The 21,392-nt window shown below is 41.8% G+C and carries 20 protein-coding genes and 1 other annotated feature; of the genes, 19 read left to right on the top strand and 1 reads right to left on the bottom strand.

Going from position 1 to position 21,392, the window contains the following annotated elements:
* Window positions 1-140 precede the first annotated feature (140 nt).
* The 7 genes from trmFO (at window position 141) to B7714_RS06930 (ending at window position 5,671) form a co-directional block, all read left to right on the top strand.
* Window positions 141-1,475, top strand: coding sequence for a methylenetetrahydrofolate--tRNA-(uracil(54)-C(5))-methyltransferase (FADH(2)-oxidizing) TrmFO (gene trmFO, locus B7714_RS06960; protein ID WP_084860068.1), 1,335 nt, complete (start codon window positions 141-143; stop codon window positions 1,473-1,475).
* Between the two features lie 83 nt (window positions 1,476-1,558).
* Window positions 1,559-2,296, top strand: a complete 738-nt coding sequence (gene pyrH, locus B7714_RS06955; RefSeq protein WP_000002989.1) for a UMP kinase — start codon at window positions 1,559-1,561, stop codon at window positions 2,294-2,296.
* A 7-nt stretch (window positions 2,297-2,303) separates the two neighbouring features.
* The gene (gene frr / locus B7714_RS06950; RefSeq protein ID WP_084860067.1) at window positions 2,304-2,861 is read left to right on the top strand and encodes a ribosome recycling factor; all 558 of its coding nucleotides are present in this window, start codon (window positions 2,304-2,306) and stop codon (window positions 2,859-2,861) included.
* Between the two features lie 59 nt (window positions 2,862-2,920).
* Window positions 2,921-3,775, top strand: a complete 855-nt coding sequence (gene cvfB / locus B7714_RS06945) for an RNA-binding virulence regulatory protein CvfB (protein ID WP_084860066.1) — start codon at window positions 2,921-2,923, stop codon at window positions 3,773-3,775.
* Between the two features lie 11 nt (window positions 3,776-3,786).
* Entirely contained in the window at window positions 3,787-4,392 is a 606-nt protein-coding gene (locus B7714_RS06940; RefSeq protein WP_084860065.1) for a GrpB family protein, read from the top strand.
* Complete coding sequence (locus tag B7714_RS06935; RefSeq protein WP_001232084.1) at window positions 4,389-4,604, top strand: YozE family protein; 216 nt, start codon at window positions 4,389-4,391, stop codon at window positions 4,602-4,604. The genes B7714_RS06940 and B7714_RS06935 overlap by 4 nt, the downstream gene beginning before the upstream one ends.
* Window positions 4,605-4,684: 80 nt before the next feature.
* Complete coding sequence (locus tag B7714_RS06930) at window positions 4,685-5,671, top strand: PhoH family protein (protein WP_049518523.1); 987 nt, start codon at window positions 4,685-4,687, stop codon at window positions 5,669-5,671.
* A gap of 51 nt (window positions 5,672-5,722) precedes the next feature.
* Here the strand turns inward: B7714_RS06930 and ald are convergent, their stop codons facing one another.
* On the bottom strand, window positions 5,723-6,835 hold the full coding sequence (gene ald / locus B7714_RS06925; RefSeq protein ID WP_084860064.1) for an alanine dehydrogenase: 1,113 nt from the start codon (window positions 6,833-6,835) through the stop codon (window positions 5,723-5,725).
* Between the two features lie 175 nt (window positions 6,836-7,010).
* Here ald and B7714_RS06915 point away from each other — a divergent pair, with 175 nt between their 5' ends.
* From B7714_RS06915 to B7714_RS06860, 12 genes are all read left to right on the top strand, one after another.
* Window positions 7,011-7,580 carry a GNAT family N-acetyltransferase gene (locus tag B7714_RS06915; RefSeq protein ID WP_084860063.1) on the top strand — a complete coding sequence of 190 codons (570 nt, stop codon included), beginning with the start codon at window positions 7,011-7,013 and terminating at the stop codon, window positions 7,578-7,580.
* A gap of 66 nt (window positions 7,581-7,646) precedes the next feature.
* Complete coding sequence (locus B7714_RS06910; protein WP_084860062.1) at window positions 7,647-8,297, top strand: helix-hairpin-helix domain-containing protein; 651 nt, start codon at window positions 7,647-7,649, stop codon at window positions 8,295-8,297.
* Window positions 8,281-10,530, top strand: coding sequence for a DNA internalization-related competence protein ComEC/Rec2 (locus B7714_RS06905; RefSeq protein WP_084860061.1), 2,250 nt, complete (start codon window positions 8,281-8,283; stop codon window positions 10,528-10,530). The genes B7714_RS06910 and B7714_RS06905 overlap by 17 nt, the downstream gene beginning before the upstream one ends.
* Before the next feature lie 63 nt (window positions 10,531-10,593).
* Window positions 10,594-10,725, top strand: a sequence feature (ribosomal protein L20 leader region).
* A gap of 15 nt (window positions 10,726-10,740) precedes the next feature.
* Entirely contained in the window at window positions 10,741-11,271 is a 531-nt protein-coding gene (gene infC / locus B7714_RS06900; protein ID WP_000848184.1) for a translation initiation factor IF-3, read from the top strand.
* Window positions 11,272-11,303: 32 nt separating this feature from the next.
* A complete protein-coding gene (gene rpmI / locus B7714_RS06895; protein WP_001125942.1) occupies window positions 11,304-11,504 on the top strand; it encodes a 50S ribosomal protein L35 in 201 nt (66 codons plus the stop codon).
* 51 nt (window positions 11,505-11,555) lie between these two features.
* Entirely contained in the window at window positions 11,556-11,915 is a 360-nt protein-coding gene (gene rplT, locus B7714_RS06890) for a 50S ribosomal protein L20 (RefSeq protein ID WP_000124830.1), read from the top strand.
* Between the two features lie 174 nt (window positions 11,916-12,089).
* Window positions 12,090-13,754, top strand: coding sequence for a molecular chaperone HscC (locus tag B7714_RS06885; protein WP_084860060.1), 1,665 nt, complete (start codon window positions 12,090-12,092; stop codon window positions 13,752-13,754).
* Window positions 13,755-13,767: 13 nt separating this feature from the next.
* Entirely contained in the window at window positions 13,768-16,539 is a 2,772-nt protein-coding gene (locus B7714_RS06880; RefSeq protein WP_084860059.1) for a J domain-containing protein, read from the top strand.
* A 97-nt stretch (window positions 16,540-16,636) separates the two neighbouring features.
* A complete protein-coding gene (gene gloA / locus B7714_RS06875; protein ID WP_000157150.1) occupies window positions 16,637-17,017 on the top strand; it encodes a lactoylglutathione lyase in 381 nt (126 codons plus the stop codon).
* A gap of 245 nt (window positions 17,018-17,262) precedes the next feature.
* Window positions 17,263-18,063, top strand: a complete 801-nt coding sequence (locus tag B7714_RS06870; protein ID WP_084860058.1) for a dihydroorotate dehydrogenase electron transfer subunit — start codon at window positions 17,263-17,265, stop codon at window positions 18,061-18,063.
* Window positions 18,026-19,012, top strand: coding sequence for a dihydroorotate dehydrogenase (locus tag B7714_RS06865; RefSeq protein ID WP_162284811.1), 987 nt, complete (start codon window positions 18,026-18,028; stop codon window positions 19,010-19,012). The genes B7714_RS06870 and B7714_RS06865 overlap by 38 nt, the downstream gene beginning before the upstream one ends.
* Before the next feature lie 110 nt (window positions 19,013-19,122).
* Window positions 19,123-21,375 (top strand): glucosaminidase domain-containing protein, encoded by a 2,253-nt coding sequence (locus B7714_RS06860; RefSeq protein ID WP_084860056.1) that lies wholly within the window; start codon window positions 19,123-19,125, stop codon window positions 21,373-21,375.
* Window positions 21,376-21,392 lie beyond the last annotated feature (17 nt).

The following is a 21,392-nucleotide window of genomic DNA, read 5'->3' as shown; positions in this document are numbered from 1 at the left end:
AAAAATTAGAAAGATTTGTGGGAGTGAAAAAGTCCGGGGGACTTTTCAGCCTGAGCCTAGAAACTCGAGAGCGAAGAAAGTCGGGTTGACTTTTTCAGCGTGAATCTTTAAATTCACACTCCCAAAGAGGTATTAGTGTCGTGTCTCAATCTTATATCAATGTTATCGGTGCAGGTTTGGCAGGTTCTGAAGCAGCCTACCAAATCGCAGAACGTGGTATTCCAGTTAAACTCTATGAAATGCGTGGTGTAAAGCCTACACCCCAGCACAAAACAGACAATTTTGCTGAGTTAGTTTGTTCCAATTCTCTTCGTGGGGATGCCCTGACAAATGCTGTTGGGCTCCTCAAGGAAGAAATGCGTCGCTTGGGTTCGGTCATCTTGGAATCTGCTGAGGCTACACGTGTTCCTGCAGGTGGTGCGCTTGCGGTGGACCGCGATGGTTTCTCACAGATAGTGACTGAGAAAGTAGCCAATCACCCCTTAATAGAGGTGGTGCGTGATGAAATTACAGAATTGCCAACTGATGTTATAACTGTGGTCGCTACTGGTCCTTTGACCAGTGATGCCCTAGCTGAGAAGATTCATGCCCTTAATGACGGTGATGGCTTCTATTTCTACGACGCGGCAGCGCCGATTATTGATGTCAATACTATCGATATGAGCAAGGTCTATCTCAAGTCTCGTTATGACAAGGGAGAGGCAGCCTACCTCAATGCTCCAATGACCAAGCAAGAGTTTATGGATTTTCATGAAGCCTTGGTCAATGCAGAAGAAGCACCGCTCAATTCGTTTGAAAAAGAAAAGTACTTTGAAGGATGTATGCCAATCGAAGTCATGGCTAAGCGTGGCATTAAAACCATGCTTTATGGTCCTATGAAACCAGTTGGTCTGGAGTATCCAGACGATTATACAGGCCCTCGTGACGGGGAGTTCAAAACACCGTATGCAGTTGTCCAGCTTCGTCAGGACAATGCGGCTGGTAGCCTCTACAATATCGTCGGTTTCCAGACCCACCTCAAATGGGGAGAACAAAAGCGTGTCTTCCAAATGATTCCAGGTCTTGAAAATGCGGAGTTTGTTCGTTATGGGGTCATGCACCGCAATTCTTACATGGATTCGCCAAATCTTCTTGAGCAGACTTACCGTTCTAAGAAACAGCCCAACCTCTTCTTTGCTGGTCAAATGACGGGGGTGGAAGGCTATGTTGAGTCAGCAGCTTCAGGATTAGTTGCAGGTATTAATGCGGCTCGCCTCTTCAAGGGTGAAAGTGAAGCTATCTTCCCAGAGACCACAGCGATCGGAAGTCTAGTTCATTACATCACTCATGCGGACAGCAAACATTTCCAACCAATGAACGTCAATTTCGGGATTATCAAGGAATTGGAAGGCGAGCGTATCCGTGATAAGAAGGCTCGTTATGAAAAAATTGTAGAGCGTGCTCTTGCTGACTTAGAGGAATTTTTAACTGTCTAATTTTTTTGAAAGAATTGCTCATGATACTATAAAAATCTTAGAAATTGTGATAAAATAGGTAGGATGAAAAAAGGAGAGTAAAAATGGCGAACCCCAAGTATAAACGTATTTTAATCAAGTTATCAGGTGAAGCCCTTGCTGGTGAACGTGGCGTAGGGATTGATATCCAAACAGTTCAAAAAATTGCAAAAGAGATTCAAGAAGTTCATAGCTTAGGTATCGAAATTGCCCTTGTTATTGGTGGAGGAAATCTCTGGCGTGGTGAACCTGCTGCAGAAGCAGGAATGGACCGTGTTCAGGCAGATTACACTGGAATGCTTGGGACCGTTATGAATGCTCTTGTGATGGCAGATTCATTGCAGCAAGTTGGCGTCGATACGCGAGTGCAAACAGCCATTGCTATGCAACAAGTTGCAGAACCTTACGTACGTGGACGTGCCCTTCGTCATCTTGAAAAAGGCCGTATCGTTATCTTTGGCGCGGGAATTGGTTCACCTTACTTCTCAACAGATACAACAGCGGCTCTTCGTGCAGCTGAAATCGAAGCAGATGCCATTCTTATGGCTAAAAACGGTGTCGATGGTGTTTACAATGCCGATCCTAAGAAAGACAAGACAGCCGTTAAGTTTGAAGAATTGACTCACCGTGATGTTATCAACAAAGGTCTTCGTATCATGGACTCAACTGCTTCAACCCTCTCAATGGATAACGACATCGACTTGGTTGTCTTCAATATGAACCAACCAGGTAACATCAAACGTGTCGTATTTGGTGAAAACATCGGAACAACAGTTTCAAACAATATCGAAGAAAAGGAATAGAAAAATTATGGCTAACGCAATTGTAGAAAAAGCTAAAGAAAGAATGACCCAGTCTCACCAATCTCTTGCACGTGAATTTGGTGGAATCCGTGCCGGTCGTGCTAACGCGAGCTTGCTAGACCGTATCCACGTAGAATACTATGGAGTCGAAACTCCTCTTAACCAAATCGCTTCAATTACCATTCCAGAAGCGCGTGTCTTGTTGGTAACACCATTTGATAAATCTTCATTGAAGGATATCGAGCGTGCTTTGAACGCTTCAGATCTTGGTATTACACCAGCTAACGATGGTTCTGTTATTCGCTTGGTAATCCCAGCTCTTACAGAAGAAACTCGTCGTGATCTCGCTAAAGAAGTGAAAAAAGTTGGTGAAAATGCTAAAGTGGCTATTCGTAACATCCGTCGTGATGCTATGGACGAAGCTAAGAAACAAGAAAAAGCAAAAGAAATTACAGAAGACAAATTGAAGACTCTTGAAAAAGATATTCAAAAAGTAACAGACGATGCTGTGAAACACATCGACGACATGACTGCCAATAAAGAAAAAGAAATTTTGGAAGTCTAAAAATAAACAGAAAAACTCAGTTAGCATTGCTGGCTGAGTTTTATTCGAAAGAAGGAAATATGAATACAAATCTTGCAAGTTTTATCGTTGGACTCATCATCGATGAAAATGACCGTTTTTACTTTGTGCAAAAGGATGGTCAAACCTATGCACTTGCCAAGGAAGAAGGCCAACATACAGTAGGGGATACGGTCAAAGGTTTCGCCTACACGGATATGAAGCAAAAACCCCGTCTGACAACCTTAGAAGTGACTGCCACTCAGGACCAATTTGGTTGGGGAACGGTAACAGAAGTTCGTAAGGACTTGGGTGTTTTTGTCGATACAGGACTTCCTGACAAGGAAATCGTAGTGTCACTGGATATCCTACCTGAACTAAAAGAGCTCTGGCCCAAGAAGGGCGATAAACTTTATATTCGTCTAGAAGTAGACAAGAAAGACCGAATCTGGGGACTCTTGGCTTATCAGGAAGACTTCCAACGTCTGGCTCGTCCTGCCTACAACAACATGCAGAACCAAAACTGGCCAGCCATTGTATATCGTCTCAAGCTGTCAGGAACCTTTGTCTATCTACCAGAGAATAACATGCTTGGTTTTATCCATCCCAGCGAGCGCTATGCAGAGCCACGTTTGGGGCAAGTGTTAGATGCGCGTGTTATCGGTTTCCGTGAAGTGGACCGTACCTTGAACCTATCCCTCAAACCACGTTCCTTTGAAATGTTGGAGAATGATGCTCAGATGATTTTGACCTACTTAGAAAGCAATGGCGGTTTCATGACCTTGAATGATAAGTCGTCTCCTGAGGACATCAAGGCAACCTTTGGTATCTCTAAAGGTCAGTTCAAGAAAGCACTCGGTGGCTTGATGAAGGCTGGCAAAATCAAGCAAGACCAGTTTGGTACAGAGTTGATTTAGGTCTTATAGACATGAAAAAGAAACTTGAAGAAATGAGTTTAGAGGAACTCTGGCAACTTTTTCCTATTTTTCTAGTAGAGCACAAGTCAGAGTGGAAAGACTGGTATGAATCGGAAAAAGCAAATCTGAAAAAAATATTGGGTGCCAATGTTATTAAAAGAATAGAGCATATCGGTAGCACTGCTATCCCTAATATTTGGGCCAAAAATATCGTTGATATTCTGTTAGAAGTAGATAGAATAGAGGATTTAGCAAGAGTTAGGGATTTATTGGTGAAGAATGGGTGGCTAGTGATGTCGGAGAGTCCTAACAGGATTTCGCTAAATAAAGGATATACAGAGCAGGGATTTGCTGAGAAAGTTTTTCATTTACATTTGCGAATGACGGGAGATCATGACGAGATTTATTTTAGAGATTATCTCTGCCAGCATTCAGATATTGCCCAAGCGTATCAGGAATTAAAACTAAGTTTATGGAAAAAATTTGAACACAATCGAGACGCCTATACTGATGCGAAAACGGATTTTATAAACCACTACGTTTCAGAGGCTAAGTCCAGTAATTTTCAAGAATCAGAAAAGTGTCATCAAAAAACTCTTGATAGGAGAAAGAATTGAGAAAATCATTTTACACTTGGCTCATGACCGAGCGCAATCCGAAAAGTAATAGTCCAAAAGCCATTTTGGCAGACCTCGCTTTTGAGGAGTCAGCCTTCCCAAAACACACGGATGATTTTGATGAGGTGAGTCGCTTTTTGGAGGAGCATGCCAGTTTCTCTTTCAACCTAGGAGACTTTGACGCCATCTGGCAAGAATACTTAGAACACTAGAGACAATGAGATAAGGCTAGTATTTTATTGTTCTCTTTGCTATAATAAAAAGAAATAAACGGATTAGAGAGGTTCTTTATTTGAAGGAACATTCAATAGACATTCAACTGAGTCATCCAGATGACCTGTTTCATCTTTTTGGTTCCAATGAGCGCCATCTTCGTTTGATGGAAGAAGAGCTCGATGTGGTGATTCATGCTCGTACGGAGATTGTCCAGGTTTTGGGCGAAGAGTCTGCTTGTGAGGAAGCCCGTCAGGTTATCCAGGCATTGATGGTTTTGGTGAATCGTGGAATGACAGTTGGCACACCAGATGTGGTGACTGCGATTAGCATGGTCAAAAACGATGAAATTGATAAGTTTGTTGCCCTTTACGAAGAAGAAATCATCAAGGACAATACAGGGAAGCCTATCCGTGTCAAAACACTGGGTCAAAAGCTTTATGTGGACAGTGTCAAACAGCATGATGTGACCTTTGGAATTGGGCCTGCAGGGACAGGGAAGACCTTTCTTGCAGTGACTTTGGCAGTGACTGCCCTTAAACGTGGACAAGTCAAGCGGATTATCCTTACTCGTCCAGCAGTGGAAGCAGGTGAGAGTCTAGGTTTCCTTCCGGGTGATCTCAAGGAGAAGGTGGATCCTTATCTTCGACCTGTTTATGATGCCTTGTATCAGATTTTAGGAAAAGACCAGACCACCCGTCTCATGGAGCGTGAAATCATTGAGATTGCGCCCCTCGCCTACATGCGTGGTCGGACCTTGGACGATGCTTTTGTCATTCTCGATGAGGCACAAAATACGACCATCATGCAGATGAAGATGTTCCTGACTCGTTTAGGATTTAATTCGAAGATGATTGTCAATGGAGATATCAGTCAGATTGACCTGCCGCGTAATGTCAAGTCCGGTTTGATTGATGCCCAAGAAAAGCTCAAGAATATTCACCAAATCGACTTTGTTCATTTTTCAGCTAAGGATGTGGTTCGTCATCCAGTTGTCGCTCAGATTATCCGAGCCTATGAACCAGCTCCAGTTAAGGTTGAAGAAAAGAACCAAGAAACAGAATAGCAAAAAAAGCAGTTCAGATGTGAACTGCTCTTTTTTAATGAGTGCCTAGCTTTAAACAAGTTCGTCAATAGAAGTATGATCTTTATCGAGGCCTTGAGCAACTGGGAGGCTGGTCAAGTAACCTTGATAAGTGGTAACACCTTGACGCAAGCCCTCATCTTCAGAGATTGCTTGTGCGAATCCTTTGCCAGCCAATGCTTCGATATAAGGAAGAGTGACATTGGTTAGGGCGATGGTTGAAGTACGAGCAACTGCACCAGGGATATTGGCAACGGCATAGTGGAGAACACCGTATTTTTCATAAACAGGCTCATCGTGTGTTGTCACACGGTCAGCTGTTTCGATAACGCCACCTTGGTCAACAGCAACGTCAACGATGACAGAACCTGGACGCATTTGTTTGACCATCTCATCTGTCACCAATTTCGGTGCTTTGGCACCAGGGATGAGAACCGCTCCAATCACCACATCAGCATCTCTCACACTTGCTTCGATGTTGAATGAATTAGACATAAGAGTTTGAATTTGGTTTCCAAAGACTTCTTCTAGAACCGAGAGACGCTTAGCGCTGATATCTAAAATAGTCACTTGGGCACCAAGACCGAGGGCGATGCGGGCAGCATGTGTACCGACGACACCACCACCGATGATGGTTACTTTTCCTTTTGGAACACCCGGCACACCACCTAATAGGACACCAGAACCACCAGCTTGCTTAGTAAGGAAGTGAGCTCCAATTTGAACAGCCATACGGCCTGCAACCTCACTCATAGGAACGAGGAGCGGTAGTTGTCCTTGATTGTCACGAACAGTTTCATAGGCAATCCCTGTTGTTTTGGCTGCTAACATAGCATCTGCTAATTCTGGCGCAGCGGCCATGTGCAAGTAGGTGAAGAGAAGAAGATCGTCGCGCAAATAACCATATTCAGAAGCTAGTGGTTCTTTTACTTTCACGACTAACTCGGCAGCCCAGGATTCAGCAGCAGTAGCGACAATCTCAGCTCCTTGCTTTTGATAGTCCGCATCAGTAAATCCTGAACCGAGACCAGCATTTGTTTCGATGAGGACACGATGTCCACGGCTGATTAAACTATGGACGCCAGCAGGAGTGAGGGCAACGCGGTTTTCGTTATTTTTAATTTCTTTTGGGATTCCGATTAACATAGAGATAACCTACCTTTCAATTGACGGGATTGTTTTAGTTGTCACATTTCAGTTCATAAATCAAAAATGTGATGGTTTTATTGTATATGAAACCGCTTCAAAAATCAAGAAAAACTTGTCATCCAAATTTATTTATGCTAGACTAGTGAGAATCAAGCTCTAATGGAGGGAAAGTATGGAATCAATCTTTTTAAAACTAGCCCAGTATCCAATAGTGGAAACAGAACGTTTAGTGCTTAGACCTGTAACTTTGGATGATGCAGAAGCTATGTTTGAGTATGCCTCAGACAGAGAAAATACACGCTACACTTTTCCAACAAATCAAAGCTTAGAAGAAACCAAGAACAACATAGCTCAGTTTTACTTGGCTAGTCCCTTGGGACGGTGGGGAATCGAACTAAAAAGCAATGGTCAGTTTATTGGTACCATTGACTTGCACAAGATTGATCCCGTTCTTAAGAAGGCAGCCATTGGCTACATTATCAACCAAAAGTATTGGAATCAGGGATTGACGACAGAAGCCAATCGTGCCGTGATTGAACTGGCTTTTGAAAAGATTGGAATGAACAAGTTGACCGCTCTTCACGATAAAGACAATCCCGCATCAGGAAAGGTCATGGAGAAATCAGGCATGCGCTTTTCCCACGAAGAACCCTATGCCAGAATGGATAATAAAGAACCAGGTCGAATGATCACAAGGGTTCATTATGTCTTGACCAAGGAAGACTATTTTGCAAATAAATAAGCAGTTGAAAAGAAATTTTCGACTGTTTTTTCTTTCTCTTGCGAATAACTTAAGAGAGGAGAAAATATGGAAGCAATTATCGAGAAAATCAAAGAGTATAAAATCATTGTCATCTGTGCTTGTTTGGGTCTGGCCTTAGGTGGCTTTTTCCTGCTAAAGCCAAGTTCACAAACATCTGTGAAAGAAACGAATTTGCAGGCTGAAGTTGCAGCCGTTTCAAAGGAGACATCTACCGAAAAAGAAGTGAAAAAGGAGGAAAAGGACGAATCTCCTGAACAAGATCTGATCACAGTAGATGTCAAGGGTGCCGTTAAATCGCCAGGGATTTATGATTTGCCAGTAGGTAGTCGGGTTCATGATGCCGTTCAGAAGGCAGGTGGCTTGACAGAGGAGGCAGATAGCAAGTCGCTCAATCTCGCTCAGAAAGTCAGTGACGAGGCTCTTGTCTATGTTCCAACTAAGGGAGAAGAAGCAGCTAGTCACCAGGCTGCCTCTGAAACGACTCCCTCGACAAGTAAAGATAAGAAGGTCAACCTAAATAAAGCTAGTCTGGAAGAACTCAAGCAGGTCAAAGGCTTGGGAGGAAAACGAGCTAAGGATATTATCGACCATCGTGAGGCAAATGGCAAGTTCAAGTCGGTTGATGAATTAAAGAAGGTCTCTGGCATTGGCGCTAAGACCATAGAAAAGTTAAAAGACTATGTTACAGTGGATTAAGAATTTCCCTATTCCTCTAATCTATCTGAGCTTTCTGTTGCTCTGGCTTTACTATGCCATTTTTGGAGCGTCCTATCTCGCACTGCTAGGTTTTGTTTTTTTGCTCGTCTGTCTCTTTTTCCAATTTCCTTGGAAATCGGCTGGAAAAGTTCTAGCGATTTGTGGAGTTTTTGGATTTTGGTTTCTGTTTCAAACTTGGCAACAGACACAAGCTAGTCAAAACCTAGCGGATTCTGTTGAAAGGGTACGGATTTTGCCTGACACTATTAAGGTCAATGGAGACAGTCTGTCCTTTCGTGGCAAGGCTGAGGGTCGCACCTTCCAAGTTTACTATAAACTCCAGTCTGAGGAGGAGAAAGAGCTCTTTCAAGCCTTAACAGACCTTCTCGAGATAGAGCTAGAAGGAAAACTTTCTGAACCTGAAGGGCAGAGGAATTTTGGTGGATTTGACTACCGAGCCTATCTGAAGACTCAGGGGATTTACCAAACACTGACTATCAAGAGCATCCAGTCACTTAAAAAGGTTAGCAGTTGGGATATAGGAGAAAATCTGTCCAGTATACGTCGAAAGGCTGTAGTTTGGATCAAGACGCACTTTCCAGATCCTATGCGCAATTATATGACAGGGCTCTTGCTTGGACATCTAGATACGGACTTTGAGGAGATGAATGAACTCTATTCCAGTCTTGGAATTATCCATCTATTTGCCTTGTCAGGTATGCAAGTGGGCTTCTTTATGGATGCCTTTAAGAAACTCCTCTTGCGATTGGGCTTGACCCAAGAAAAGTTGAAGTGGCTAACTTATCCCTTTTCTCTTATCTATGTAGGTCTGACAGGATTTTCAGCATCGGTCATTCGTAGTCTCTTGCAAAAGTTACTGGCCCAACATGGTGTTAAGGGCTTGGACAATTTTGCCTTAACGGTTCTTGTCCTCTTTATCATCATGCCCAACTTTTTCCTAACAGCAGGAGGTGTCTTGTCCTGTGCCTATGCTTTTATCTTGACTATGACAAGCAAAGAAGGCGAGGGGCTCAAGGCTGTTGCCAGGGAAAGTCTGGTCATTTCCTTGGGAATATTGCCCATTCTATCCTTCTATTTTGCAGAATTTCAGCCTTGGTCTATCCTTTTGACCTTTGTCTTTTCCTTTCTGTTTGATGTGGTCCTCTTACCGCTTTTGTCCATCTTATTCATTCTGTCCTTCGTTTACCCAGTCACTCAGTTTAACTTTATTTTTGAGTGGTTGGAGGGCGTCATTCGCTTGGTATCGCAGCTGGCAAGCAGGCCTCTGGTCTTTGGTCAACCCAACGCATGGCTTTTGATTCTTCTCTTAGTTTCATTTGCCTTGGTCTATGACTTTAGGAAAAATGTCAAAAGACTAGCAGGATTCAGTCTCTTTATCGTGGGGCTCTTTTTCTTAATCAAGCATCCACTGGAAAATGAAATCACCATGCTGGATGTAGGGCAAGGGGAGAGTATTTTCCTACGGGATGTAACTGGTAAAACTATTCTCATAGATGTAGGAGGTAAAGCAGAATCTGACAAGAAAATCCAAGCATGGCAGGAAAAGGCGACGACCAGCAATGCCCAGCGAAACTTGATTCCCTATCTTAAAAGTCGAGGAGTAGATAAGATTGACCAGCTGGTTTTGACCAATACAGACAAGGAACATGTTGGCGATTTGCTAGAGGTGACCAAGGCTTTCCATGTTGGGGAGATTTTAGTATCAAAAGGAAGTCTGACACAGAAGGAATTTGTAGCGGAACTAGAAGCAAGTCAAACCAAGGTACGCAGTGTGACAGCAGGGGATAATTTTTCGATTTTTGGGAGTCAGTTAGAAGTCCTATCTCCAAGGCAGATTGGAGATGGGGATCGTGATGATTCCTTGGTTCTTCATGGAAAACTTTTGGATAAGCACTTTCTCTTTACTGGAAACTTGAAAGAGAAGGGAGAGAAAGACTTGCTGAAGCATTATCCTGACCTAGATGTGGATGTCTTGAAAGTCGGTCAACATGGTTCTAAAGCATCATCAAATCCAGTTTTCCTAGAAAAACTCAAACCAGAAATTACACTCATTTCAGTTGGAAAGAACAATCGTGCAAAACTCCCCCATCAGGAAACCTTGACACGACTAGAAACCATCAAGAGTAAGATTTACCGAACAGACCAGCAAGGAGCCATTCGCTTTACAGGGTGGAGTAGTTGGCGAATTGAAACGGTGAGAGGAAATAGATAAAGTTTTTAAAAAATTGACTTTTTATCTTGACAAGGGATAGAAAACTTGGTATCATATAAAAGTTGAGAAAAGCAGAAGTGAGAGCTTCTCGCCTTGTGACATTAAGTTGCCTGGCCCTACGGATGAAAAGTTTCTAAGAAACGCTATCATAACGTGCGGGCTTGTATCATTACGAGCCCGCTCTTGTTTTTCTCTAATAATAAAAAAGAGGTGAAAACCATAGCAAAGCAAGACTTATTCATCAATGATGAAATTCGTGTACGTGAAGTTCGCTTGATCGGTCTTGAGGGAGAACAACTAGGCATCAAGCCACTCAGCGAAGCGCAAGCATTGGCTGATAGTGCAAATGTTGACTTAGTATTGATTCAACCTCAAGCAAAACCGCCTGTTGCTAAAATTATGGACTACGGTAAGTTCAAATTTGAGTATCAGAAAAAGCAAAAAGAACAACGTAAAAAACAAAGTGTTGTTACTGTGAAAGAAGTTCGTCTGAGTCCAACGATTGACAAGGGTGACTTTGACACAAAACTTCGCAATGCACGCAAGTTCCTTGAAAAAGGAAATAAAGTTAAGGTATCCATTCGCTTTAAAGGGCGTATGATCACCCATAAAGAGATTGGTGCAAAAGTTTTAGCCGAGTTTGCTGAAGCAACACAAGATATTGCAATCATCGAACAACGAGCTAAGATGGATGGACGCCAAATGTTCATGCAGTTGGCGCCAGCAACTGACAAAAAATAATTGTCAGAAAGTTAAATAAAGGAGAAAAAATCATGCCAAAACAAAAAACACACCGCGCATCAGCTAAACGTTTCAAACGTACAGGTTCTGGTGGACTTAAACGTTTCCGTGCTTACACTTCTCACCGTTTCCACGGAAAAACTAAGAAACAACGTCGTCATCTTCGTAAAGCATCTATGGTGCACTCAGGAGATTTCAAACGTATCAAAGCAATGCTTACTCGCTTGAAATAATAGCCTAACAGTAAGTAAACAATTCTAGGAAATATTTGGAGGAAATAAAACATGGCACGTGTTAAAGGTGGCGTTGTATCACGCAAACGTCGTAAACGTATTCTTAAATTAGCAAAAGGTTACTATGGAGCTAAACACATCTTGTTCCGTACTGCAAAAGAACAAGTAATGAACTCTTACTACTATGCATACCGTGACCGTCGTCAGAAAAAACGTGACTTCCGCAAATTGTGGATCACTCGTATCAACGCGGCAGCTCGTTTGAACGGACTTTCATACTCACAATTGATGCATGGTTTGAAATTGGCTGAAATCGAAGTTAACCGTAAAATGCTTGCTGACTTGGCTGTTAACGATGCAGCAGCTTTCACAGCTCTTGCAGATGCAGCTAAAGCAAAACTTGGTAAATAATAACAAACTGTTTCATTCTTACTCTCGTGGTTTTTATCGCAAGAGTAGGGTGGAACTTTTTTATTCTCCATAAATGATTTTCTATTTTAAAGAGTAAATCACAGATTTTTTCAAAGAAAATAGGATATTTCTTGTATAATAGGAATATCTAAAAAGATTTGGAGTTAGAAGAAGATGATAGTAGGTATTGATTTAGGAACGACGAATTCTTTGGTAGGGGTTTATCAAGATGGTCAGGTTAAGCTGATTCCCAATGCTTTTGGTGAATATTTGACGCCTTCTGTTGTGGCTTTAGATGACAATGATGAGATTATTGTTGGAAAAATTGCCAAGGAACGCTTGGTGACCCACCCAGACAAGACGGTTTCACAGTTCAAGCGTTTTATGGGGACCAAACATGAGTTGACGCTAGGAAATCGAGCATATAAGGCTGAAGAATTAAGCTCTTTTATCATTCGAAAGTTGGTAGACGATGCAGAGACCTATCTTGGAGAAAAGGTTGAGGAAGTGATTGTCAGTGTACCAGCCTATTTCAACGATGCTCAACGCTATGCGACCAAACTAGCAGGGAAATTTGCAGGTGTTCAGATTGATCGGATTATCAATGAACCTTCCGCAGCAGCTCTTGCTAAAAGATCTATGGTAAACCAAGAAGATCAATCTTTTATTGTGGTCGATTTTGGTGGTGGTACTCTTGATATTTCAGTTGTGGAGCTTTTTGATAACATAGTCGAAATTGTTTCGATTGCAGGGGACAATCGTTTGGGAGGAGAAGACTTTACTGCGGCTATTGCTGAGGAATTTTTAGTCTCTAATCAATTAACCAAGGATACGATTTCCCGAGAATTTTATAGCAAAATTCTGGTACAGGCTGAAAAGACAAAGCTGGAACTGAATGATAAAGAAGAAGTGAAGATGACGGTTCTGGACCAAGAACAGGAATACACTTTAGACTTGAGCTACCAACGCTTTTATGAGCTTTGTCAACCGTTGCTAGCCCGTGTTAAGGCTGTTTTGGATCGTGCCTTGATGGATGCACGCTATAGCTATGTATCATCTGATAACTTTGTTCTTGTTGGGGGGACTTCGAAACTCCGCTTGGTTCAGGACTTTTTATCCTACTGTATCAATCAAATGGTTCAGGTATCTGATGATCCTGATAGGATGATTGCGAGAGGTTGTGCACTTCTAGCAGGAATAAAAGAACGGCAGGGTGAGATACGAGATTTATTACTGTCTGATATTTGTCCTTTTACTCTGGGGATAGAGATAGTTGGCGACCGTTTTTCACCGATTATTGAGCGAAATTCTACCCTGCCTGCTTCACGCATCGAGCAGTACTATACGGCTGAATTGGGACAGAGTCAAGTCAAGATAAAGGTCTATCAAGGTGAGATGATGAAGGCTTCACAAAACCTGTTCTTAGGTGAATTAGAAGTTCCTGTACCTGTCAATACTCGAGAAAATGAAAGTTTAACAGTTCGGTTTACCTATGATTTAAATGGGATTTTGGATGTCGAAGTGAAAATTGATTCAACACAGGAAGTCTTTAGCCATGTTATTCTCCAAGATAGTGTTACTCTGACAGAAAAGGAAATCAAAGCTAAGCAAGCAGAGTTGACTCGCTATAAGATCAATGCTCAAGAAACAGAGGTTTATCGTTTCTTGATTGAAAAAGCGAATCGCGTGTACAGTATGCTCTTGGGGAGAAGAAGAGATGAGCTAATGGCTGAAACTAGACGATTTGAAGAAGAGGTTAGCCAAGCATCTGTTTATCATTTGCCAAAACTTTATCAATCATTTTCAAACTATCTAGACTTCCTAGAGCGAGGACTGTAAAAGAGGAGACCTTATGAATATATGGGCAACTTTAGGAATAGAGCCAACGACTGACGTCAAACTTATTAGAAGGCGTTATGCTGAACTGGTTCGGCTCTATCACCCAGAAGACCAACCAGAAATTTACCAAGAAATTGTTGAAGCTTATCAAAAAGCCTTGACTTATGCGAGATCTAGAAACACAAGACCAGAAAATAGTCTAAGAAAAGCGAGTGACTCTCAAGAAGCTAGTGAGCTTGAAGAAGAGGCGAATGAAAAACTTAACTCTAGTCTCAACTTTGAAAACTTGACTGAAGAAACGAAGACGGAGAACGACGAGTCTGAAAGATCTAGTCTTGATTTCAGTGATTATCAGCAATCAACTGATAAAACCAGCGATTCCTTTAACTTTGAAACCTATAAAGCAGAAGAGGATAAGCAAAAGTCCACCCTTGACTTTAGTGACTACGATGAGGAAGTCCGGCTAAATGGAGATTCTGAAGAAAGAGCTACGAATACCCTCAACTTTGAAACGTTTGGAGATGAAGAGAACCGTGGGCAAGAAGGAACAACAAGGTCTACTCTTGACTTTAGTGGTTACAATGAAGGAACCTATCTGATCCGAAATGCGATTGAAAGTATTGTTGGAAATGACGGCTATAACCAAGAGGAACAAGAGCATCTATGGCGTCAGTTCTTTCATCAGTATCAGTATGATATGGACATTGTTCAATCCGTTTTAGAGGAAATGGATGTTTATATTTTTAATAAACCGGAGCAATTTTCTATCGTCATTCCTTTGCTAGAAGACTATATCACTGACTTTAAGTACTGGGGATATTACTATAAACTGAAGTACTGGAAGGTCAAAAGAGATATAGCAGAAGAGGAAGGAAGTTCGCTTGAAAGCGCACAAGAAGCCACTGAGCAATTCTCTTATTCCTATCAACTTTGCCAAGAAATTCTTCAAGATTCTAACAAAGCAAATCAATTAGGCTCTTGGATAGAGTTTTTCAAGCACCCTTATTTGGCCTTTATGGTCTTGGATCAAGTAAATCAAAATCGCCAAATAATCAAGAGTGTGCCCGTTTTAACCTATATCCTTGAAAAAAACCGACAAGTCATGTTTGAAGAGGATTATCTACTCTTGAATGACTTAGCTGCTTACTTAGAGCAAGTAAAAGAGAAGCTGGGAGAAAACGTTGACTTTAGTCACTACTCTCTAGATGATCCAGATGAAGTTGAGGCAGCCTTCTATGAGTTGCTCCATGCTCACTATGAAGGCGAATATAAGCTTTTACGTGATTGGCAGTATCTTTTTGAATCAGTCAAAGATCACACGCTCCTACTTGATTTGTTAGAAAAGGTGGACGTCTATCCTTTAACCAATGCGAAAGTGTTAGCCCTCGTTCTTCAATTTGTAGAGCGTTACAGTGATGAGGAAGCAAATCCATATCTGAAAAAGCTTCATTTCTGGAAGAGTGTCCAGTCTTATCCTTCAGTGGTAGAGGAGTACGAACTAGATAAAAAAGAACATTTTGATTACTGGTACAATGAAGGTTATCTTTATATTGATAAGCTTACCAAGAGTGATGAAGATATCAATGATTGGGAGAAGTGGAAAAGCTACTTTAAAGGAAGACCACGCATTCTAACGATTTTGCTTCAACAGATTTATAAGGAGTACCATCGGTTTACAGATGGCAAGCTCCTGAGATATGTTTTGGCTCCTTTTCCTACTTCTAAAATGGCTCCCCAAATGATGACGGAGGAGACAGACCAGAAACTAGAAGAGATGACAGCTTATGCCTATGAACTTGGTCATCCAAAGGCCAAGCTCTCTTATTTGGGTTGGAAAAAAAGACAGGTCTTTAATAATAAGTTTCTTCAGATTTTCTCTGGCCTCTTTACGATTGCAAGTTTGCTACTCAGTATTATAGAGCGACCTGGTTATAATTCATGGGTTCATACTGGTATGTTTTCTCTCTTTTACGTCTATATGCTAAAATTGAGGAAAACACCGATTGAGGAAGGAGTGACTGCTAGGGGGGAAAAACGGAAATTCTACTACAGTCCCCATCCATGGTTCCTACTAATCTTGTTATTGACCCTCGTCATTCCATCCTTACCGTTTGGTCTCATTGGTGCCCTTATATTTATTACATTTTTCAGCATCATCGATGGTTTCCAAGTAAATCAGGGGATGAAGTGGGATTATTCTTTGGATAAGCTGATTCCTATCGGTATCTTTCTTTCTGCTGGTTTTCTTTCCGCTTTGGTAAATCAAAGCCAGACTATTTCAGGAGTTGCCATAGCTTACTTCCATATTTTTGCAATCCTTGTGATTTGCTTATCTTTTACAAGATTTAGCCCTGGATTTCCGCCATCTCTGAAGAAAATTTTCATACCAGCAATCTTAGGAATCCTACTCTTTCAAACGTTGCCCTACATTCACAGCCGTTTAGACATCTTTGATCCAAATATTCTACGAAATGAAACGCTGGCTATAACCGTTATCCTCTTGTTAAATGGAGTTGCCTTGTCTTATTTTACAAAGGAACAAGGCTTCATGATTGGTGTGAAGAAGGTCTTTATGATTTATGGCTTGCAGATCTTTATTTTCCTAAGAAGACTGTTGCGAATCCTATTCGCACCAAATTCAGTTTTCGATAATAAATATTTTAACAGAGACTTACTAATCATGAACAGCGAATTTACTTTCTACTTCCTTGAGGGGCTTTTTATCCTTATCCTGCTTTTCCTTATTCGCAATATACGCAAGGAAAATCGGAAAAGTGCTGCTTAGAATGAAAGCTTAGAGAAGAGGACTCTAGTTCAAGTTTCTAGTAAATTTTGTCCATTAAGGGTATAATGGAACTATTCAAATGAAAGAGGTAATGAAAATGGCTTCAAAAATGCTACACACTTGCTTGCGAGTAGAGAACCTTGAAAAATCAATCGCATTCTATCAAGATGCTTTTGGTTTTAAAGAATTGCGTCGCAGAGATTTTCCAGATCATGCTTTCACCATTGTCTATCTAGGACTTGAGGGTGATGACTACGAGTTGGAATTGACCTATAACTATGACCACGGTCCTTACGTGGTAGGAGATGGCTTCGCCCATATCGCCCTCAGTACACCTGATCTTGAGGCGCTACATCAAGAACATAGCGCTAAAGGCTATGAGGTGACAGCCCCTAATGGACTTCCAGGAACTCAACCAAACTATTACTTTGTCAAGGATCCTGATGGCTACAAGGTTGAAGTGATTCGTGAAAAATAATCCTGTACAGTCAAGTAGAATGTTCGTTTTCTACTTGACTTTTTTTCTTTGAAAGAGTATACTAATACAAATTTAACCTTTAAGGGGAGTCCAGAGAGACTCACAAGGTGTCAGATAAAAGGGATAGGGGACTCTCTGTGGAGACTTTTTAAGTGTGCGCATGAGTTCTAGCCTAACCTAACTGAGGCCTTGCATTAGCAAGGCCTTTTCTTTATCTGGTCCCCTTAAATTTAAGGAGGAAAATCATGAATCCCACATGTAAGAAGCGTTTGGGTGCCATTCGTTTGGAAACCATGAAGGTGGTAGCACAGGAGGAAATTGCGCCAGCAATCTTTGAATTAGTCCTAGAAGGAGAAATGGTTGAAGCTATGCGAGCAGGCCAATTTCTCCATCTGCGCGTGCCTGATGATTCCCATCTCTTGCGTCGCCCTATTTCAATCTCATCTATTGACAAGGCAAACAAGCAGTGTCGCCTCATTTATCGGATTGAAGGTGCTGGGACAGCTATTTTTTCAAGATTAAGTCAGGGTGATACTCTTGATGTGATGGGACCTCAGGGGAATGGTTTTGACTTGTCTGATCTGAACGACCAGAGCAAAGTTCTCCTCGTTGGTGGTGGGATTGGTGTTCCACCCTTGCTTGAGGTAGCAAAGGAATTGCATGCGCGTGGGGTGAAACTAGTAACAGTTCTTGGTTTTGCTAATAAAGATGCTGTCATCCTCGAAAAGGAATTGGCCCAATATGGTCAGGTCTTTGTAACGACAGATGATGGTTCTTATGGTATCAAGGGAAATGTGTCAGTCGTCATCAATGATCTAGATAATCAATTTGATGCTGTTTACTCATGTGGAGCTCCAGGAATGATGAAGTACATCAATCAAAGGTTTTATGACCACCCAAGAGCCTATCTATCTCTAGAATCTCGTATGGCTTGCGGGATGGGGGCCTGCTATGCCTGCGTTCTAAAAGTGCCAGAAAGTGAGACGGTCAGTCAACGCGTCTGTGAAGATGGCCCTGTTTTCCGTACAGGAACAGTTGTATTATAAGGAGAAAGTCATGACTACAAATCGTTTACAAGTTTCTCTACCAGGCTTGGACTTGAAAAATCCTATCATACCAGCATCAGGCTGTTTTGGTTTTGGTCAGGAGTATGCCAAGTACTATGATTTAGACCTTTTAGGCTCCATTATGATCAAGGCGACGACACTTGAACCCCGTTTTGGCAATCCAACTCCAAGGGTGGCAGAAACACCTGCTGGCATGCTCAATGCAATTGGTTTGCAAAATCCAGGTTTAGAAGCTGTTTTAGCTGAGAAATTGCCTTGGCTGGAAAGAGAGTATCCTACGCTTCCCATCATCCCAAATGTTGCAGGCTTTTCAAAACAAGAGTACGCTGTCGTTTCTCGAGGAATTTCCAAGGCAGCTAATGTAAAAGCGATCGAGCTCAACATCTCTTGTCCGAATGTGGATCACGGCAATCATGGACTTTTGATTGGGCAAGATCCGGATCTAGCTTATGAAGTGGTAAAAGCAGCTGTGGAAGCCTCTGATGTGCCAGTTTATGTTAAGTTAACCCCTAGTGTAACGGATGTTGTCACTATTGCTAAAGCCGCAGAAGATGCAGGAGCAAGTGGCTTAACCATGATCAATACCCTTGTCGGTATGCGCTTTGACCTCAAAACTAGAAAATCAATCCTAGCCAATGGTACAGGTGGAATGTCAGGTCCAGCAGTTTTTCCAGTAGCCCTCAAACTCATCCGACAAGTAGCTCAAACAACAGACCTGCCCATTATTGGAATGGGGGGAGTGGATTCTGCTGAAGCAGCGCTAGAAATGTATCTGGCTGGGGCATCTGCCATTGGAGTTGGAACAGCCAACTTTACCAATCCTTACGCCTGTCCTGACATTATCGAAAATCTACCAAAAGTCATGGATAAGTATGGCATTAGCAGTTTGGAAGATCTCCGTCAGGAAGTCAAAGCCAGTCTGAGATAAGCTAGGTCTTCCTTATCGTCAACAAGAAATAGAATCTTCATCAATTTGTAATATTTCCGTCTATTAACTATGTTACAATAGGGTTTAGAAAACGTTATTGGAGCATTTAAATGAAACGATGGAAAGTGGCCCTAGTAAGTGCTAGTTTATTGGGGTGTTTTTTTACTGTAGTGGAGACAGCAAAAGCCGAAGAAGGTACTTGGCAAGGAAAGACCTACCTCAAAGCAGACGGGAAACCAGCAACCAAGCAATGGCTTTTTGACCAAAAGCATCAGAACTGGTTTTATCTTAAAGAAGATGGTCAACGTGCGGAAAATGGCTGGTTGACTGTTGCTGGTAAGGACTACTATTTTGATGCTAATGGAATCTTGGCTACAAATACTTGGGTCAACCAATATTATGTCAATGTTAATGGGGCCAAGGCTAAGGACCAGTGGCTTTTTGACCAAGAAGGACAGAGCTGGCTTTACCTCAAGTCTGATGGTCAGAAAGCCAAAAACGAGTGGATTAGTCAAGGGCAAGAAAAATATTACCTGAAAGAAGATGGCAAGATGGCCAAAGATGAGTGGATCACTCAAGGTGAAGACCAGTACTATGTCAATTCTCAAGGGAAAATTTTAAAAAATACCTGGCTTGGCTCTCACTACCTATCTGATAAAGGAAATAAGGTAAAACAGTCTTGGATCTATGATGCTAATTATAGCAGTTGGTTCTACCTGAAAGCGGATGGCAACTACGCAGAAAACGGTTGGCAAACAGTTGAAGGGAAAGATTATTACTTCAAACGGGGTGGTTATCTGGCTACAAATACCTGGCTTGGAAAATCTTATGTAACTTCAAGTGGCCATAAGGCAAAAACAAGCTGGATTTTTGATAAAAATTACGAATCATGGTTCTATCTCAATGCCGAAGGCGACTATGTAGAAAAAGGCTGGCAAACAATTGATGGAAAAGATTACCATTTCAAATCCGGTGGCTATCTTTCTACAGAAAGTTGGATAGATCGCTTCTATGTTGCTAAAAGTGGAGCTAAAGTAAAATCGGAATGGCTCTTTGACAAGAATTATAACTCTTGGTTTTACTTGAAAGCTGACGGAACCTATGCTGAAAAAGGTTGGCAAACCATCAAAGGAAAGGATTACCATTTCAAATCTGGTGGCTACCTCTCTACGGAAACTTGGATTGACCGCAGTTATGTGACGAGCAGTGGAGCAAAAGCAGGAAAGGGCTGGCTCTTTGATAAGAAATATAACTCTTGGTTCTATATCAAGGCTGATGGAAATTACACCAACAAAGAATGGGTCTGGGATAATGGCTACTATTATCTCAAATCAGGAGGCTACATGGCCACAAGTGAGTGGGTATGGTACAAGAACAATTGGTTCTACCTCAAGTCAAATGGAAAGATGGCTGAGAAAGAATTAATCTACGATTCATCCGACCAATCATGGTACTACCTTAAATCCGGCGGTTATATGGCAAAAAATGAGACTGTGGATGGTCATACCTTGGATGATTCTGGTAGATGGCATGTTGCGGATAAAACCAAATATTACAAAGTTAAACCAATCACAGCCTATGTCTATAGTGCATCTGGAGAAATCTTAAGTTATATTAACCAAGGAAGCATTGTTTCACTGGATAGTTCGACTCGAAAAGGTGGCCGACTTGCAGTTTCGATTTCAGGTTTGTCTGGCTATATGAATCAAAGTGATTTGACGGCAGTAGATGAAAGAAGTGAATTTATCCCACATTATACTAGTGATGGGAAATTCCTCTACCATGAACTCTCTCCTTACACGAGTATCAAAGTAGCTCCACACACATTTGCTATGGTTATTGGCAAGAAGTACTACTCAACTGACGGAGAACATTTTGATGGCTTTACCATTAAAAATCCTTTCCTCTATAAAAACTTGAGAGAACCAAGTAATTATAGTGCAGCTGAATTGGATAAACTGTATTCGATGATGAACTTGCAGGATAGTCCTCTAGCAGGTAAAGGAGCGACTTTCAAAGAGGCTGAGGAACGTTATGGCGTCAATGCTCTTTACTTGATGGCTCATAGTGCCCTTGAAAGTGCTTGGGGTCGCAGTCAAATTGCCAGAGATAAGAATAACTTCTTTGGTATTGCGGCTTATGATACGAGCCCTTATCTCTCAGCCAAGAGCTTTGATAATGTGGACAAAGGAATTCTAGGAGCTGCCAAGTGGATTCGTGAGAATTATATCGACTACGGCAGAGACCACCTTGGAAACAAGGCAACCGGAATGAATGTTCGCTATGCTTCCGACCCATACTGGGGTGAGAAAATAGCCAGCATCATGATGACCATCAATAGTAGACTTGGTGGGAAAGACTAATCAAAAAATCAACGGTA

This window comes from Streptococcus oralis subsp. oralis (assembly GCF_002096595.1).
Taxonomy (GTDB): Bacteria; Bacillota; Bacilli; order Lactobacillales; family Streptococcaceae; genus Streptococcus; species Streptococcus oralis_D.
The sequence above is the reverse complement of the archived record's forward strand: the minus strand, read 5'-3'. Positions and strand labels throughout refer to the sequence as shown.